At 32.9% G+C, this 17588-nt stretch carries 15 protein-coding genes; 11 read left to right on the top strand and 4 right to left on the bottom strand.

The window, feature by feature from the left end:
• Positions 1–16: 16 nt before the first annotated feature.
• A complete protein-coding gene (gene mutS / locus ACKTST_RS00245; RefSeq protein ID WP_408045787.1) occupies positions 17–2626 on the bottom strand; it encodes a DNA mismatch repair protein MutS in 2610 nt (869 codons plus the stop codon).
• A gap of 191 nt (positions 2627–2817) precedes the next feature.
• Between mutS and ACKTST_RS00240 the strand changes: the two genes are divergently transcribed.
• The 7 genes from ACKTST_RS00240 (at position 2818) to ACKTST_RS00210 (ending at position 9131) form a co-directional block, all read left to right on the top strand.
• Positions 2818–3357 (top strand): RNA methyltransferase, encoded by a 540-nt coding sequence (locus ACKTST_RS00240; RefSeq protein WP_408045786.1) that lies wholly within the window; start codon positions 2818–2820, stop codon positions 3355–3357.
• Between the two features lie 130 nt (positions 3358–3487).
• Positions 3488–3616, top strand: a complete 129-nt coding sequence (locus ACKTST_RS00235; protein ID WP_408045785.1) for a hypothetical protein — start codon at positions 3488–3490, stop codon at positions 3614–3616.
• 180 nt (positions 3617–3796) lie between these two features.
• Positions 3797–5527: an ATP-binding protein gene (locus ACKTST_RS00230; RefSeq protein ID WP_408045784.1), complete on the top strand. Its 1731-nt coding sequence runs from the start codon at positions 3797–3799 to the stop codon at positions 5525–5527.
• Positions 5520–6197 carry a response regulator gene (locus ACKTST_RS00225; protein WP_408045783.1) on the top strand — a complete coding sequence of 226 codons (678 nt, stop codon included), beginning with the start codon at positions 5520–5522 and terminating at the stop codon, positions 6195–6197. The genes ACKTST_RS00230 and ACKTST_RS00225 overlap by 8 nt, the downstream gene beginning before the upstream one ends.
• Before the next feature lie 671 nt (positions 6198–6868).
• Positions 6869–8353, top strand: a complete 1485-nt coding sequence (gene glpK, locus ACKTST_RS00220; RefSeq protein ID WP_408045782.1) for a glycerol kinase GlpK — start codon at positions 6869–6871, stop codon at positions 8351–8353.
• Positions 8354–8365: 12 nt separating this feature from the next.
• A complete protein-coding gene (locus tag ACKTST_RS00215) occupies positions 8366–8908 on the top strand; it encodes a pyridoxamine 5'-phosphate oxidase family protein (RefSeq protein ID WP_408045781.1) in 543 nt (180 codons plus the stop codon).
• 88 nt (positions 8909–8996) lie between these two features.
• Positions 8997–9131: a hypothetical protein gene (locus ACKTST_RS00210; RefSeq protein ID WP_408045780.1), complete on the top strand. Its 135-nt coding sequence runs from the start codon at positions 8997–8999 to the stop codon at positions 9129–9131.
• A 130-nt stretch (positions 9132–9261) separates the two neighbouring features.
• Here the strand turns inward: ACKTST_RS00210 and ACKTST_RS00205 are convergent, their stop codons facing one another.
• Complete coding sequence (locus ACKTST_RS00205; protein ID WP_408045779.1) at positions 9262–10434, bottom strand: acyl-CoA dehydrogenase family protein; 1173 nt, start codon at positions 10432–10434, stop codon at positions 9262–9264.
• Between the two features lie 78 nt (positions 10435–10512).
• Here ACKTST_RS00205 and rnpA point away from each other — a divergent pair, with 78 nt between their 5' ends.
• The 4 genes from rnpA to purD all read left to right on the top strand — a co-directional run bounded on the left by rnpA (position 10513) and on the right by purD (position 15659).
• Entirely contained in the window at positions 10513–10896 is a 384-nt protein-coding gene (rnpA, locus tag ACKTST_RS00200) for a ribonuclease P protein component (protein WP_408045778.1), read from the top strand.
• A complete protein-coding gene (locus ACKTST_RS00195) occupies positions 10886–12505 on the top strand; it encodes a S41 family peptidase (protein ID WP_408045777.1) in 1620 nt (539 codons plus the stop codon). Before rnpA ends, ACKTST_RS00195 begins: the two co-directional genes overlap by 11 nt.
• A gap of 40 nt (positions 12506–12545) precedes the next feature.
• Positions 12546–14225, top strand: coding sequence for a DUF6909 family protein (locus ACKTST_RS00190; RefSeq protein WP_408045776.1), 1680 nt, complete (start codon positions 12546–12548; stop codon positions 14223–14225).
• 159 nt (positions 14226–14384) lie between these two features.
• Complete coding sequence (gene purD, locus ACKTST_RS00185) at positions 14385–15659, top strand: phosphoribosylamine--glycine ligase (RefSeq protein WP_408045775.1); 1275 nt, start codon at positions 14385–14387, stop codon at positions 15657–15659.
• Positions 15660–15697: 38 nt separating this feature from the next.
• On the opposite strand, the gene ACKTST_RS00180 is transcribed toward purD, so the two are convergent.
• Together ACKTST_RS00180 and ACKTST_RS00175 are read right to left on the bottom strand one after the other, a co-directional pair.
• Complete coding sequence (locus ACKTST_RS00180; protein ID WP_408045774.1) at positions 15698–16747, bottom strand: sensor histidine kinase; 1050 nt, start codon at positions 16745–16747, stop codon at positions 15698–15700.
• A gap of 56 nt (positions 16748–16803) precedes the next feature.
• The gene (locus ACKTST_RS00175; RefSeq protein WP_408045773.1) at positions 16804–17502 is read right to left on the bottom strand and encodes a response regulator transcription factor; all 699 of its coding nucleotides are present in this window, start codon (positions 17500–17502) and stop codon (positions 16804–16806) included.
• Between the last annotated feature and the right edge of the window lie 86 nt (positions 17503–17588).

Raw genomic sequence — 17588 nt, 5'->3', positions numbered from 1 at the left:
TGCTCGCAATAACAATCTACTTCTTCGTCAACATTCGTTTAATTTCATTGAGTTTCATTAAAGCTTCAATAGGTGTTAAGGTATCTATATTCGTAGTTAAAATTTCTTCTCGAATATCCTCTAACAACGGATCATCTAACTGAAAAAAGCTCATTTGCATGTCTTGATGCTGTGCTTCTTTCAATGTTTCTTTAACCTCTTGATGTTTGTGACTTGCTTCTAATTCTTTTAGTGTTTTTTGCGCTCTATGAATGACCATATTGGGCATACCTGCTAGCTTTGCTACGTGAATACCAAAACTATGATTACTACCTCCGGCAACAAGTTTACGCAAGAAAATAATACTGTTATCTAACTCTTTTACCGACACGTTAAAATTCTTGATACGCTCGAAAGTCGTGGTCATTTCATTCAATTCGTGATAGTGTGTCGCAAATAAGGTTTTTGCTTTTGACGGATGTTCGTGTAAATACTCAGCAATTGCCCAAGCAATAGATATTCCGTCGTAAGTGGATGTTCCTCGTCCAATTTCATCTAACAATACCAAACTTCGGTTAGAAATATTATTTAAGATGGATGCTGTTTCGTTCATTTCTACCATAAAGGTCGATTCTCCCATCGAAATGTTATCACTTGCTCCGACTCTAGTAAAAATTTTATCTACAATGCCTATTCGAGCATTTTGTGCAGGCACATAACTTCCCATTTGAGCCAACAAAACAATCAAAGCTGTTTGACGCAAAATTGCCGATTTACCCGACATATTCGGACCTGTGATCATGATTATTTGCTGTTGATTACAATTCAACACCACATCATTCGCAATATATTCTTCTCCTATTGGTAATTGTTTTTCAATTACAGGATGACGTCCATTTTTTATTTCAATATCGGTACTTTCATCCAACATCGGACGCACATAATTATTCTCCATTGCCAAGGTAGCAAACGACAACAGTGCATCAATTTTGGCAATGCTTTGTGCGTTCTGTTGAACAGGTTGTACAAAACCAATTATATATTGAACCAATTTCGCGAAAATCTCAGTTTCTAACTGCTGAATTTTCTCTTCTGCACCTAAAATTTTTACCTCGTATTCTTTTAACTCCTCAGTAATATAACGTTCTGCATTTACCAAAGTTTGCTTACGAATCCACTCTTCAGGAACTTTATCCTTATGTGTATTTCTAACTTCAATGTAATAACCAAAAACGTTATTAAACGCTATTTTCAAACTCGGAATTCCTGTTCGCTCTGTTTCGCGAGTCAGCATATTATCTAGGTACTCTTTCCCCGAGTTAGAAACGCTTCTTAACTCATCTAACTCTTCAGAAACTCCACTTGCAATTGCATTTCCTTTATTAATATTTACGGGTGCTTCTTCTAAAACAGTTTCTGTAATTTTAGCAATTAATACCTCACATGTATGAATCTGTTCTCCCAATAATTTAACAGCAGCGTTTTTGCTACTTTCTGCGGAAGTTTTTATAGGAAGAATCGCTTTTAGCGAGTTTTTCAACAAGATTACTTCTCTTGGAGACACTTTTCCTGTAGCAACTTTCGATATCAATCGTTCGATATCAGAAATTTGTTTTAGTTGATAGCTAACCGTTTCAAAAAAGGCATCGTTATCAATAAGATATTTTACCAATTCGTGTCGTTGCTGAATCTGCTCTAAATCTTTTAACGGAAGTGCCAACCAACGTTTCAACAAACGACCTCCCATAGGAGAAATGGTTTTGTCAATCACATCTAACAACGAAACCGAGTTGATGGAGTTTCCACCGTATAACTCTAAGTTTTTAACGGTAAAACGATCCATCCAAACATACTTGTCTTCAGCAATTCTACCGATAGACTGTATGTGCTCTATTTTGTTATGCTGTGTTTCTGACAGATAATACATTGCTGCACCACCTGCTACAATTCCGTATTCTAACTCGTGAACGCCGAATCCTTTTAAATTTTTGACTTTAAAATGATTTCTCAATAATTCGTCACCATACTCTTTTTGAAACACCCAATCCTCTAAATAAAACGTATGAAAACGATTGGTAAAAACTTCTAAAAATCGTTGTTTGTGTTTCTTTTCAACCAACACCTCACTAGGTGTAAAGTTTTGCAAGAGTTTATCTATATATTCCTCATTTCCTTGAGCGATAAGAAACTCACCCGTAGAAACATCTAAAAAAGAAATTCCTAGTAATTTTTTACCAAAATGAACTGCTGCTAAAAAATTATTCGATTTTGATTGTAATACCTCATCATTTAAGGCAACACCTGGTGTAACCAGCTCTGTAACTCCTCTTTTTACAATTGTTTTGGTCATTTTTGGATCTTCCAACTGATCGCAAATCGCCACACGTAACCCAGATTTTACCAGTTTAGGTAAGTAGGTGTTTAACGAGTGATGCGGAAAACCAGCTAACGCGGTTTCACTTTCGCTACCACTTCCTCTTTTGGTTAAAATAATTCCTAAAACTTCAGAAGCTTTTACAGCATCTTCACCAAAGGTTTCGTAAAAATCTCCTACTCTAAAAAGCAACATTGCATCAGGGTATTTAGCCTTAATTCCGTTGTACTGTTGCATTAATGGAGTTACCTTTTTTGCCTTTGTTTTTGCCAAGTTTATGGGTTTTTTGGTTAGTTTTGCGAAGATATAAAAAAGTCTTAAGCATTTAGCTTTTAGCTATACACCAAAGATTAGATATTAAAGAAATATCATAACGAGAAGTGACAACAACGTGGGCATATTACTGTTAAAAAGATTGCTTCTTTTCACTTTGTTTCATTCGCAATGACGAAAAAGGATTAAATATGAGAAAATTAAAAAACAGCGAACTCGGTAGAAAAACAGTTGAGGAATTTAAACAAACGGATAAAACCCCTATTATAGTAGTGTTAGATAATATTCGTAGTTTAAATAATGTTGGATCTGTTTTTAGAACTTCGGATGCTTTTTTAATTGAAAAAATTTACTTGTGTGGCATTACTGCAACGCCCCCTAATAAAGAAATTCATAAAACAGCTTTAGGCGCAACAGAATCGGTTGACTGGGAATATGTTGCAGACACTATTGAGTTGGTAAAAAAACTGCAAACCGACAATGTAAAAGTGTTAAGTATAGAGCAAGCTGAAAACAGCACCATGTTAAATACTTTTACGCCAGAAATTAACCAAAAATATGCCGTTGTATTCGGTAATGAGGTTAAAGGGGTGCAACAAGAAGTAGTTTCTACTTCTGATATCTGTATTGAAATTCCGCAATTAGGGACTAAACACTCTTTAAATATCTCTGTAAGTTGTGGTGTAGTATTATGGGATTTATTTAGCAAAATAAAAATTAGCAATAAGTAATACTATTTTAATGTGTTACGTTAAAAACCCGTTAATTTTTGGTTTTTGTAGAATTAACGTCTATTTTTAGCTCAACTTTTACCCCCCTATAAAGTTAATTTACTCATTTATTAACTTAAAAAATTAACGTATGAAAAATGCATTACATGAAAGAACAATGAATTTAAGTCCTGATACAGACAGACCAACCGTTGGCGGTGGAGGAACTGGTACAGATACTGGTGGTGATGGAGGTAATACTGGTGATGATCCAAAATGATTTACCCAAAACTTAATGAATTAACTAAAACCATCACTCTGTGATGGTTTTACTACTATGAGGCCCTTATTATTTCTTGTTTTTTTCTTTGCTTCATTTTTTTTGTTTTGTCAAAAAAAACCTATAAACATTACTTCAAAGCAAGACTCTATTGTCTTTGATAGTATAACAAAAAAAGCCTTGTCTTTTTTTAGAAAAAGACAACTTGATTCATTCAAAAAACATAGTTGGAAAGCATATCAAATTGTTCAAACAGAAGAGCAATTACAAAAGACACATTTTTACAAAGCTACTTACTATAAATATACCGAACAGCCTGATAGTGCTTATTATCATTATAACCAATCTAAAACTATTTTACTAAAATTAAAAGATAGTGTTAAAGCTACTCGAAGAATGTTAAACATGGCAAATATTCAAAGAGAAACTTATGATTATCTTGGAAGTGAAATAACATCAATTAAAGCTTTAGGATATATTGAAAACTCATCCTTAAACCAATCTAGACAAAGTTTATATAACAATCTTGGGCTTATTGCCCAACAAAGAAACAACTTAAAAGATGCATTAAAGTATTACAATTTAAGTTTAAAAGAGTTACAAAAAGACTCAATACAACACTTAGATTTATACTTATATATTATTAACAATAAAGGGCTATTATATCAATGTTTTAATCAGCACGAAAAAGCAATTACTTATTTTAAAAAAGGTCTGTCATTTGATGGCCTCAAAATAAATCATCCAATACAGTATGCTTTATTATTAGAAAACTTAGCTGCAAGTAATTTTTTATTAGGAAACAAAAAAAATGTATTACAACAGTACAATGAAGTTCTTAATATTAGGGATAGTTTAAACGATTTTAAAGGGTTAAGTACAACCCATATTAATCTTTCTGATTATTATAAAAGTTTAAATCAAAATAAGAAAGCATTGCTTCACTCTAACGAAGCTTTAAAACATGCGAAACAAACACATAATAACAAACGTTGGTTAGAAGCATTAAAAAAGCTTTCTGAGCTTACAAAAGGAGAAGAATCAAAACAATATTTACGAGAATACATTACCTTAAATGACAGTCTGTTTCAAAAAGAACGACAGTTAAAAAATCAATTTGCAAAAATTAGATACGAAACCGACAAAAAAGAAAAAGAAAATGTTGTTTTAAAAACAGAAAACCAACAAAAACAAGCAGAAATCACCTACCAAAAACAACAAAAAACTATTGGTTGGTTAGCTGCCGCTAGTGGTCTTTTACTATTTGGTGTAAGTGTTATGTTTTATTTTCAGCATAGAAGAAAATTATTGTATCAAGCACAACTACAAAAAGTAGAAGCTAGAGAGCACGAGCGTCAACAAATTGCAAAATCGTTACACGACGAAGTTGCGGGCGATTTGCGTTTATTACATCAAAAGTTAGAAAAATCAAACTTAGTAGAAGAAGCTCAAAAATTGGATGCTGTAAAAGAAAACGTGCGAAATTTATCACATCAATTAAGTAGTGTGAGTTTTGACAAAGTCTCTTTTAAAAACCAAATTATCAATTTAGTAAGCGATTATTTCGAACTTGATTTTAGAATTAAAGTTAACGGATTACAAGAATACGATTGGACAACAATTGACAACTCGATAAAACGATTGTTGTATTTAAGTACTCGCGAAAGCATACAAAACTGTAAAAAATATGCTAAAGCAAGCACAATAACTATCAATTTTTCGGTACACAAAAAATATGTACATTTGGATATTACTGATAACGGTATTGGTTTTGATACTAGTGTTAGTAAAAAAGGAATTGGTTTACAAAACCTACAAGAACGCGTAGAAGAGTTAAGCGGAACCTTAACCATTACAAGCGAAGTAGGCAAAGGAACCCAAACCCATATCCAAATACCCTTAAATGCCTGAACAAACAAAAATTCTATTAGTAGATGACCATCAGTTAATTCTTGAGGGGATTCTCTCTTATTTAAAAGATATTGATGGTTTAGAAATTGAAACTGCTAATTCTTGCGATGAAGCTTTTTCAAAAATAAAAACAAGTGTTCATACCAACCCTTTTCAAATTGTTTTTACCGATTTAAGTTTTGACAATCAAACTCAAAATGTGGTGTTGGATGGTGGAGAATCGTTGATAAAAGCAATTCAAAAAGAAGAAATTCCTATTAAAGTTGGTGTTATTACAGGTCATTCTGAAACCAACAGAGTTTTTAATGTAATTCACAATTTAAACCCATCAGCCTACATATTAAAAGGAAAATGCAACACAGATGAGTTAACCTTCGCTATTCAAAAAATGTTAAAAGACGAGGTATACTATACACATGAAATTCATCAAAAGCTGTTAAAAAGAGCCTTAATTGAAATTCAAATGGATGATGTTGCTGTTCAAATTTTAAAAGAACTTCCTAAGCATGCCAAAATAGCAAACTTAGAAGGATTGATTAAAAAAAGTGACGGATCAGAGCTTAAAGTTCGATCTATTGAAAGTAAGCTCTCTAAATTAAGAACCGATTTACAAGCTAATAACAATACTGATTTAGTGCTAAAAGCTAAAGAATTAGGAATTATAGATTAGTTTCTTGCGGAAAACCACATTTCTTTTTTCGGAATTCCTCTTTCTACTCAAAACACCAGCAAATATCTTTGCAAAAGAATTCAAATTTTGTTGGGAAGAATCTTGAAAAAGAGAGAAAATATCAAAAGCTACTAGTTTTATCTAGTAGCTTTTTCTTTTTAAATCTATTCAAAAAAACTCATTGCAGAAATCCGCATTCATTTTTGCGGAAATCACATTCCACACAACAAACAAGGAGTATATATTTGTAACATCTTCTTTTCAAGATTACTTGAGAAAAAGACATTTAAGGGGAAAAATTAACCTTCTAGAAATTCTAGAAGGTTTTTTTATGCACTTTTCGGAAATACACATTTCAACTTGCGGAAATCACTTTTTATACAACGATCTAACAACATACATTTGTAGTGTTCATTATTTAATGACAATTAATTAAAGGGGAATTAATTAAATTTTTAAAAATGGGGAAATTACTACTTAACAAAACAAGCAAAGGGTTAACTACTTTTTTAACAGTATTAACTAAATTCGGTGAAGGGGCTGGATATGCTTTGAGACACTAAAAGTTTACTAACCAAACTAAAAGTGTAAAACCTTCTAGAATTTCTAGAAGGTTTTTTTGTTACCATAAGTAAAGTTGTAAATTAGTCCTTTAATCATTTTACAACTAAATGTCTCAAAAATATATTATTGCTTTAGACCAAGGAACTACGAGTTGCCGTACTGTAATTCTTAATAAAGAAGAAAAAATTGTGGCAAAAGCTCAACAAGAATTTCAACAAATATTTCCACAATCTGGTTGGGTAGAACACGATGCAACCGAGATTTTACAAACACAACTACACACCCTAAATAAAGCTATAAAACAAGCAAATATTTCAGCTTCTGAAATTGCAGGAATCGGAATTACCAATCAACGAGAAACCACTGTTGTTTGGAACAAAAACACCGGAAAACCTATATACAATGCAATTGTTTGGCAAGATAAACGTACTGCTAATATTTGCGAAAAGCTTAAAGAGACTGGTCTTGAAAATTATGTACGAAAAACAACAGGGTTGGTTATTGATAGTTACTTTTCTGCAACAAAAATTCACTGGATTCTTACACATGTTGAAGGAGCACAAGAAGAAGCTGAAAAAGGAAATCTATTATTCGGAACTATTGATACTTGGCTACTTTGGAATTTAACCAATGATAACGTACATGCTACCGATTATAGCAACGCTTCTCGTACTATGTTGTATGATATTAAAAATTTGTGCTGGGATACTACTTTGCTAAACGAACTAAAAATTCCGACTTCTATGTTACCCGAGGTAAAACCTTCTTCCTATAACTTCGGAAGTTATACGTTAGATGGAATAGAAATTCCGATTGCGGGTATTGCTGGCGACCAACAATCTGCTTTATTTGGTCAAGCTTGTTTTAACAAAGGTGAAGCAAAAAACACATACGGTACAGGTTGTTTTATGCTGTTAAATACTGGCGAAAATTTAGAATATTCAGAAAACGGATTGATCTCTACCATCGCTTGGGGAATTAACGACAAGGTGTATTATGCACTTGAAGGAAGTGTTTTTGTGGCGGGTTCAGCAATTCAGTGGTTACGAGACGGATTGCAAATCATTAACAATGCTGAAGAAAGTGAACAGTTTGCCAAAAAAGTTGAAGGAGAAAACCCTGTTTATGTGGTTCCCGCCTTTGCTGGTTTGGGAGCTCCGTATTGGGATATGTATGCTCGTGGAGCTGTATTCGGATTAACGCGTGATACCGGAAAAAATCATTTAATCAAAGCTACTTTAGATTCACTAGCATATCAAACCAAAGATATTTTAGATGTAATGCAGAAAGACAGTGCACTTAAACTTACTTCTTTAAAAGTAGATGGCGGCGCTTGCGCTAACAACCTATTAATGCAATTTCAAGCAGATATTTTAAATGTAGCTGTTGAGCGTCCTAAAGAAATTGAAACAACTGTTTTAGGTGCTGCCTATTTAGCGGGAATTTGTGTGGGTTTTTGGAAACAGGAAGATATTGTAACCAAAAGAAAAATTGATAAAACCTTTACACCTTCTTTTAATATAGAAAAAAGAGAAAAACTTTATAAAAAATGGCAAAAAGCTGTTGAACGAACCAAAGATTGGATTGATTAAAAACTAATATTTATGGCTAAATTCTACGATAAAATTCCTCCTCGAATGCAGGAGTTTATCAAAAAACAAAAAGTGTTTTTTGTAGCTACAGCAGCTAAAGAAGGAAGAATAAATCTTTCGCCTAAAGGAATGGATTCTTTTCGAATACTCGACGAAAATACCATAGCTTGGTTAAGTGTTACTGGAAGCGGAAATGAAACCTCAGCACATTTATTAAACGATAATAGAATTACCATAATGTTTTGTGCTTTTGAAGGCGCTCCAAACATTCTTCGTTTGTATGGAAAAGCAAAAGAAATTTTACCTACAAATAACAATTGGGAAACTTATGCAGAGCATTTCCCTAAACTTCCTGGTACGCGGCAAATCTTTATTGTAACTATTGAGAGTGTGCAAACTTCTTGCGGAATGTCAATCCCTTTTTATGAATATCAAGGAGAGCGAAATCAATTAATTGATTGGGCAATTGAAAAAGGTGAGGAAGGCATTGAACAATATTGGAAAGACAGAAATCAAACCAGTATAGACGGACTTAACACTTTATTAAAAGAATAATTATTCTTCAATTCTTTTTTAAAACCCTGACAAAAATCATGTTTTAAGCTAAGCTAACCTTGTACATTTGAATACTAAAGCGTATGAAATGGTACAATTAATAAACATACCCATGGTATCTTGGACAAACGGTACCATTATGATGGTAATTTTTGGTTTGGTTTGTGTAGGGTTGGTAGCTACTTTGTTAATTCTTGTAAATGGTGGCAAGAAAAAAAGGTAGTTAAGCTATAAGAAAGTTTATAGCTTACATCTTACAACAGTTAGTAAATTTTAGTTTTAATAGTTGATTGAAGAAGCACTCTTTATATAATGTGTTAGTGGTTTAACGTTTGAGTGCTTCTTCTTCTTTTTTATTTAAATGCGTTTAATCCTGTAATATCTAAACCTGTAATTAATAAGTGGATGTCGTGTGTTCCTTCATACGTAATTACACTTTCTAAATTCATCGAATGACGCATAATAGAGTATTCTCCTGTAATACCCATTCCTCCTAACATTTGACGCGCTTCTCGAGCAATGTTAATTGCCATATCTACATTGTTACGCTTCGCCATAGAAATTTGTGCAGATGTTGCTCTACCTTCATTACGTAATACTCCTAACCTCCAAGCTAATAATTGAGCTTTTGTAATTTCAGTAATCATTTCTGCTAACTTCTTTTGTTGTAATTGAAATTGAGCAATCGGTTTGCCAAATTGTGTACGTTCTTTTGAATAACGCAATGCTGTATCGTAACAATCCATCGCAGCACCAATAGCACCCCAAGCAATTCCGTAACGAGCAGAATCTAAACATCCTAACGGAGCTCCTAATCCTGATTTATTTGGTAATAAATTTTCCTTCGGAACTTTAACATTGTCAAAAATTAACTCACCAGTTGCTGATGCTCGTAACGACCATTTGTTATGTGTTTCAGGAGTCGAAAATCCTTCCATACCACGCTCAACGATTAACCCATGAATACGACCTTCTTCATTTTTAGCCCACACCACTGCTATTTGAGCAAAAGGTGCGTTAGAAATCCACATTTTAGCTCCGTTTAATAAATAATGGTCGCCCATATCTTTAAACTTCGTTTCCATTCCTCCAGGGTTACTTCCGTGGTTTGGTTCTGTTAAACCGAAACATCCAATCCATTCACCAGAAGCTAATTTTGGCAAGTATTTTTTACGTTGTTCTTCGTTTCCGTATTTGTAAATAGGGTACATAACTAATGACGATTGTACCGATGCTGTAGAACGCACACCAGAATCTCCTCTTTCTATTTCTTGCATAATTAAACCGTAAGATATTTGGTCTAATCCTGCTCCTCCGTACTCTTCTGGAATATATGGACCGAAAGCACCAATTTCTGCTAAACCTCCAATAATTTGATTTGGAAATTCTGCACGTTGTGCGTACTCTTCAATAATAGGTGAAACTTCTCTTTTTACCCATTCTCTTGAAGCGTCTCTAACTAACTTATGCTCTTCAGTTAATAAATCATCAATATTATAATAATCTGGGGATTGAAATAAATCCATAGTTGTTTGAGTTTTAGAATTCCTTCAAATGTAATTAAAAAAATGTTTTTTTTCTAGGGTTTCCGTATGTTTGTACCGATGAGATTTACTTTAGGAAAAGAGGAACGTTTGAAAAGTAAAAAGCTAATTGGCAAGCTTTACGAAGAAGGAAAAACAATTAAAGTTTTTCCGCTTCGAATGGTATATGTACAAGCCGAACATACCTCAAAATTTCCTGCACAAATAGGAGTTTCTGTACCAAAAAGAAACTTTAAAAAAGCGGTAGATCGAAATCGAATTAAGCGTTTACTAAGAGAAACTTACCGAAAAGAGAAACATACAATTTATGAGGCTGTAGATAAACCATATGTGTTTATGATTTCTTATCTTGCAAAAGATGAATGGAAATATGCTGATATTGAGCATAAAATGAAGAAATTATTAACACAGTTTATCACAGAAATTACTCAAGATGAAAAATAGAACAGTACTTATTTTTGGTTCCCTCATTATCATCTCTCTTTTATTTTCTTTTCAATCTCGTTTTTTTGAGATTGCCAAACAAATTGAAATTTACAACAACCTTTTTAAAGAATTAAACATCAATTATATTGATGAAATTAATCCTGGAGATTTAACCGATAAAGCCATAAAAAACACCTTAAAAAACTTAGATCCATACACTAATTTTTTTAACGAACAAGATGTTGAAGATGCTCGTATTCGTCGAGAAGGAGAATATGGTGGTATAGGTATTTCTACTTTTTATATTAATAAAGGAATTGTTATTTCTGAAGTTTATAAAGGTTTTTCTGCCGATAAAGCTGGACTAAAAGCTGGAGATATTATCACCAACGTAAACGAACAAGAATTGGCTACTTTCGATAAAAGTCAATTTTCTCAAATGCTTAAAGGTGTTCCTGGGAAAGAGCTTGCTTTAAAAGTTGAAAGAAACGGACAAACAAAAAACGTAAACTTACATTTAGACAAAGTTGTTTTAGATCCTGTTCCTTTTTATGACATGATTGATGCTGAAACAGGCTATATCGTTTTAACTCGTTTTATCAGTCAAAAAGCTACAGAAAGTGTGGTTAATGCTTTTAGTGATTTGAAAGAACGAGGGATGAAAAAACTAGTCTTCGATTTACGTTACAACCCTGGAGGTTCTTTATTTGATGCTGTAAATATTACCAATTTATTTATTCCTAAAGGATTAAAAGTGGTAGATACACGCGGTAAAACTCCAAAAAATAGTAGAACTTACAAAACCAACAAAATTCCTTTAGACACTGAAATTCCTGTGGTTGTGTTAATCAACGGTCGTTCAGCTTCTGCTTCTGAAATTGTTTCTGGTGCATTGCAAGATTACGACAGAGCTGTAATTATGGGCGAACGTTCTTTCGGAAAAGGATTGGTACAACGTTATTTTGATTTAAGTTACGGAACCCAAATGAAAATAACCATTTCTAAATACTACACTCCTAGTGGTCGTTGTATTCAGGAATTAGATTACGCAAACAGAGATTCTAAAACAGGAAAAGTTCCAAAGTTTTCAGAAGGAACAATTAATGAATTTACTACTCAAAATGGTAGAAAAGTTTTTGATGGTGGTGGTGTTACACCAGATGTTTTAAGTCCTTTTTCTAAGAAATCAGAAGAAACTAGTGAGTTGTTAGATTCTAAAGCTATTTTTAATTTTGTTACTGATTTTACAAATCAAAACCCGAATATAACTGCTGAAAACTATACGTTTAACGACTTTCCTAAATTTAAAGAATACTTACTTCGTAAAGACACCGCTTTTGTGTCAGAAGAAGAAAAATTATTCAAAAAAGCATACAAATCAGTAGAAAACAACAAAATAATCACTCCTGAATACAATACTATTATTCAGCAATTAAAGGCGGTGAAAGTTGCAAAAATTACCGCTAACAAAGATGTAATTTCTAAAGAAATTGAAAACGAAATTGTAGAGCGTTACGCTTACAAACAAGGAATGTATAAGCATTTATTTAAAAATGACCTCACTATTAAAAATGCTGTTACCTTGTTAAACAACCCAAAAAAATACAACCAAATTTTAAACAAATAGCTTATAAAGCATAATTTGTATATTTGTACTTTAAAAACATATGTCAAAATCTATCCAAAAAGAACGTACAAGAGCACAAGAATCTACAAATGCTATTGAACGTTTATACATTTCGATGCGACACCTATTTAGTCGCGGTTTTTATAAACCAATGGGAGTTTCTGGCGAAACCTTACGAAAATCACTTTTATTATTGCGCCCAGAAATTTATGGGTCTATCGCAGAAGATAAAACCGAGTTAAACGGATTAGTATACATTATAGAACGTTTACCAGAAGGAATTGAAGAATGTCAGTTTATCTATTTAACTGCAGATGAAGGTTATCGCAATTCAAAATTCAAAGCAATTGTTCCGCCAAAAAGAAGGAGAAATTGTTATCGAATAGATAAAGATCAAATGAATATCGAAATTACGCGTGGTCGTTCAGAAATTTACGACATTCTTACACACTTAACTTTCCTATTCATCGAATCGCATAAAATAAAAGATCGTGTTGTAATTGATAACAGCGAAAACTTTATTCGTGAATGGTTGTTGTTAGAAGATATCGTACTTCACAACAAAACACTTACCGATGAAGAGAAGGATGTAATTGTGGTGCATTTAGGGAATATTTTAGGTAGAACCTACGATGAAGTGTACGACGCTTACAACACTTTTGCTACCGAAGACAATCCAAATAGATTTTTCCACTTAATCTACTGGTTAGGTAAATTAGCTATTAACGAAACTTTATACGATCAAAAGCGTTCGGTTAAATTCAGTTCGGTATTAATTGAAGAAATTGGGCATCATATTTACGGTGAAATTTGGGCAAACAATATTAAAAAAGTATTGTTAGAAAACGGATTAATCCAGCGACCTATACACATTATTAGTGCGAACATGCACAGTGTAATGAATAGTATTTATGCGCAAAACGCCTTACCAAAAGAAGCTAAAAAACATAATGGTTTCCAACTTTTTGAAGTGCTAAGTAACAGTAATAGCACAGCATTACAATCGGCTGTAAAAAACCATGCTTCAGAAAATGGATTGATATACATTAAAGATACATCAGGAACCAACATTAATGTACAAATAATTGATACTGATAAAATCAATTTCGATACCAATACATTTAGCAAAGTAAATTCTGTTGGAGAAAAACCTGTAATTGTTGTGATGGATTATGCCTTTGGTGAACAAGCGTACGAAACCATGGATGAGCTTTTAAAACCATACAAAACTGGTAGTAAAACCATTCATTTAGATGTACAATCGATTTCTATCATGGGTAAAGCTGGTATTTTAGAAGGCGGAAAAGGAGATATTATGATTCCTTCTTCACATATTTTTGAAGGAACAGCAGATAATTATCCGTTTAAAAACGAGCTTTCAAAAGAAGATTTAGAAGGTTTTGGAGTAAAAGTTTTTGATGGAGCTATGGTGAGTGTATTAGGAACCTCGTTACAAAACAAAGATTTATTAAAATTCTTCCACGATTCTACTTGGAATGTAATCGGATTAGAAATGGAAGGAGCGCACTACCAAAAAGCAATTCAATCTGCTTCAAGAATTAGAGGAAATATTTCTGAAAATGTAAAAGTGCGTTATGCATACTACGCATCAGATAACCCATTAGAAACCGGTGCTACACTTGCTTCTGGTGGTCTTGGTATGAGCGGAGTAACACCTACATATGCTATTACACAAAAAATACTAGAACAAATATTCTAGAGAAACTGTACGTCATTGCGAACGAAGTGAAGTAATCTATCAAAAGTATACTACTTAAAGATTGCCTCGTTTCACTCGCAATGACGAATTTTCAATCTTTTTTAGCCCTCCTCTTTTTCTTATTTTATATTTGCACTCACAACACAACAACACACAAAAATGAACATTCTAATTTTAGGATCGGGCGGACGAGAGCACGCCTTTGCTAAAAAGCTTTCAGAAAGCGCTAAAATCAACAATCTTTATGTGGCTCCTGGTAATGCAGGAACTAGTGCTATAGCTACTAATATTGCTATTAATCCAACTGATTTTCCTCAGGTAAAAAAAACCGTTTTACAACACGATATTAACATGGTCGTTGTAGGTCCTGAAGCTCCTTTAGTTGAAGGAGTTCACGACTTTTTCTTAGCCGATGAAGACTTGAAAAACATACCTGTTATCGGACCTAAAAAAGATGGTGCTTTGTTAGAAGGAAGTAAAGATTTTTCGAAGCAATTCATGGAAAAACACAACATTCCTACTGCTCGTTACCAATCTTTTACTACTGAAACCTTAGCTGAAGGGAAAAAATTCTTAGAAACGCTTGATGCCCCGTATGTATTAAAAGCAGACGGATTAGCAGCAGGAAAAGGAGTTTTAATTTTAAACGATTTAGAAGAAGCTAAAGCTGAATTAGAAGAAATGCTTTCCAACCAAAAATTTGGAAATGCTTCATCAACTGTTGTTATAGAAGAGTTTTTAAAAGGAATTGAACTATCTGTTTTCGTATTAACTGACGGAAAAAATTATAAAATTTTACCTTCTGCTAAAGATTACAAACGTATCGGAGAAGGTGATACAGGACTAAATACAGGTGGTATGGGTGCAATTTCTCCTGTTCCTTTTGCTACTGATGATTTTTTAACGAAAGTTGAAGAATTAATCGTTAAACCAACGATTAACGGTTTACAAAAAGACGGAATTGATTACCGTGGATTTATTTTCATAGGATTGATGAATGATAACGGAAATCCGTCTGTAGTTGAATACAACGTTCGTATGGGTGATCCTGAAACAGAAGTTGTATTACCTCGTATTCAATCAGACTTACTAGAGTTATTTGAAGGGGTTGCAACACAAACTTTAGGAGAAAAATCGTACGAAGTAACACCTCAAACAGCAACAACTGTAATGTTAGTTTCTGGAGGGTATCCTGAAGCTTACGGAAAAGGAAAAGAAATTACAGGTTTTGACTCGGTAGAAGACTCTATTGTTTTTCATGCAGGAACTACTTTAAATGAAGGAAAAGTAGTTACCAATGGTGGTCGAGTAATGGCAATTACTTCTTTTGGAAATTCGATAGAAGAAGCCTTAGAAAAATCCTACAAAAGCATCGATAAAATAACCTTTGATAAAATGAATTATCGAAGAGATATTGGTTTCGATTTAAAATAATTATAACAAAAAAGGAGTTGAAAAATCAACTCCTTTTTTTATTTTTTCATCGCTTTTGGTAAAGTAAACGAAAACTCCGATCCTTCACCATATTTACTCTTTAAAAGAATGGTTTCGTTATGCGCTTCAATAATGTGTTTTACAATAGAAAGTCCTAGTCCAGAACCTCCTTGTTCTCGTGATCTACTTTGGTCTACACGATAAAAACGTTCAAACAAACGCGATAAGTGTTCTTGCTTAATTCCTTCTCCATTATCTTTTATTTTAACAACAAATTTGTTTTGATTATACGCCTCTACACTCACAGTGGTTACACCTCCTACTCTACCGTATTTGATAGAATTTACTACTAAGTTTATAAGTACTTGTTCTATTCTTTCTACATCGCCTTTAACAAAATGAGGGAAATCGTAGACTCTATCGAAACGCAACATGATGTTTCTTTTCTTAGCCTTCATTTCAAATAAATCAAATACATTTTGAATTAACTCAATGATATTGAATGTTTCGATATTCATCTTCATTCCTTCTGTTTCTAACTTAGCAATCATGTCTAAGTCTTTCACAATAGACGTTAATCTTTCCACTCCTTTGTTGGCTCTTTCTAAATATTTTTCAAGGATTTCTTTATCATCAGCAGCTCCTTCAATCAGTGTTAGAATGTACCCTTGAACTGTAAACAAAGGTGTTTTAAGTTCGTGTGCTACGTTTCCTAAGAAATCTCTACGAAAAGAATCTCGTTGTGTTAAATGCGCTATTTCTTCACTTTTTCCCTCTACATATTCCTGTACACTTTTAGTAAGCTCTTCAATATCGGTAGTTACTTTTTTTCGCTTTAAATCGTTAACATCTAAAATTGAAATGTCTTCGTACATCTTTTTTACACGTTGATAAATAAAATGTTCTGCTCTGTATTGTATTACAAAAAAGGACACAATAAACATGGCTACACCAAAAATTATTACCGCACCAAACCCTAAACTATTTACTAAAAGTAAATACGATAATATTGCTATTATTACTGACAAAAGTGTTGAATACAATGCCGACCAAAGAGCGTATCTGTATGTTTTTTTTATTTTTACCATAGATAAAAAAATAGATTGCCTTAGCAATCTACTTATTAATTTTTAGGTTTTAAAAATTATTTCTCTGTATCTTCTAAAACAAATTTGTAGCCTACGCCTTTAACTGTTTTAAAATAATCATCTCCTATTTTTTCACGTAGTTTGCGAATATGAACATCAATTGTTCTACCGCCAACAACAACTTCATTTCCCCAAACGCTATCTAAAATAACTTCTCTTTTAAATACTTTTCCTGGTTTTGAGGTTAACAAAGAAAATAACTCAAATTCTTTTCTCGGTAAGGCGATTCTTTCTTCTCCTTTAAAAACTACATATTCATCTCTGTTAATTAAGATATCTCCTATTTGAGTTGTAGATTCAGCTTTTTCTTCAGTTTTTAATCGACGTAACAATGATTTTACTTTACTAACTAAAACCTTTGGTTTTACGGGTTTTGTAATGTAATCATCAGCTCCAGCATCAAATCCAGCAACTTGTGAATAGTCTTCTCCTCTAGCAGTTAAGAAAGAAATTAAAACATCTTCAAGAGCCTTAATATTCCTAATTTTTTCACATGCTTCGATACCATCCATTTCAGGCATCATGATGTCTAATAAAATTAAATGCGGAAGTACTTTTTTAGCAGTTTTTAAAGCTTCTGCCCCGTTATTGGCAGTAAACACCTGATATCCTTCTGATTTTAAATTGTAGCCAACAATTTCTAAAATATCTGGTTCATCATCAACTAGTAGAATTTTAATATCGCTAGTATTCATGTTTTTTGTAATTGTGTTATTCAAAAGTAATCATAAAATTACAAATCACTAGCTTTTGCTTTTAACTTAACGTTGATTTAATCTTT

The sequence above is a fragment of the Tenacibaculum crassostreae genome (genome assembly GCF_964512405.1).
In the GTDB taxonomy this organism is placed as follows: domain Bacteria; phylum Bacteroidota; class Bacteroidia; order Flavobacteriales; family Flavobacteriaceae; genus Polaribacter; species Polaribacter crassostreae.
This window is presented reverse-complemented; position numbering and strand designations above follow the sequence as displayed.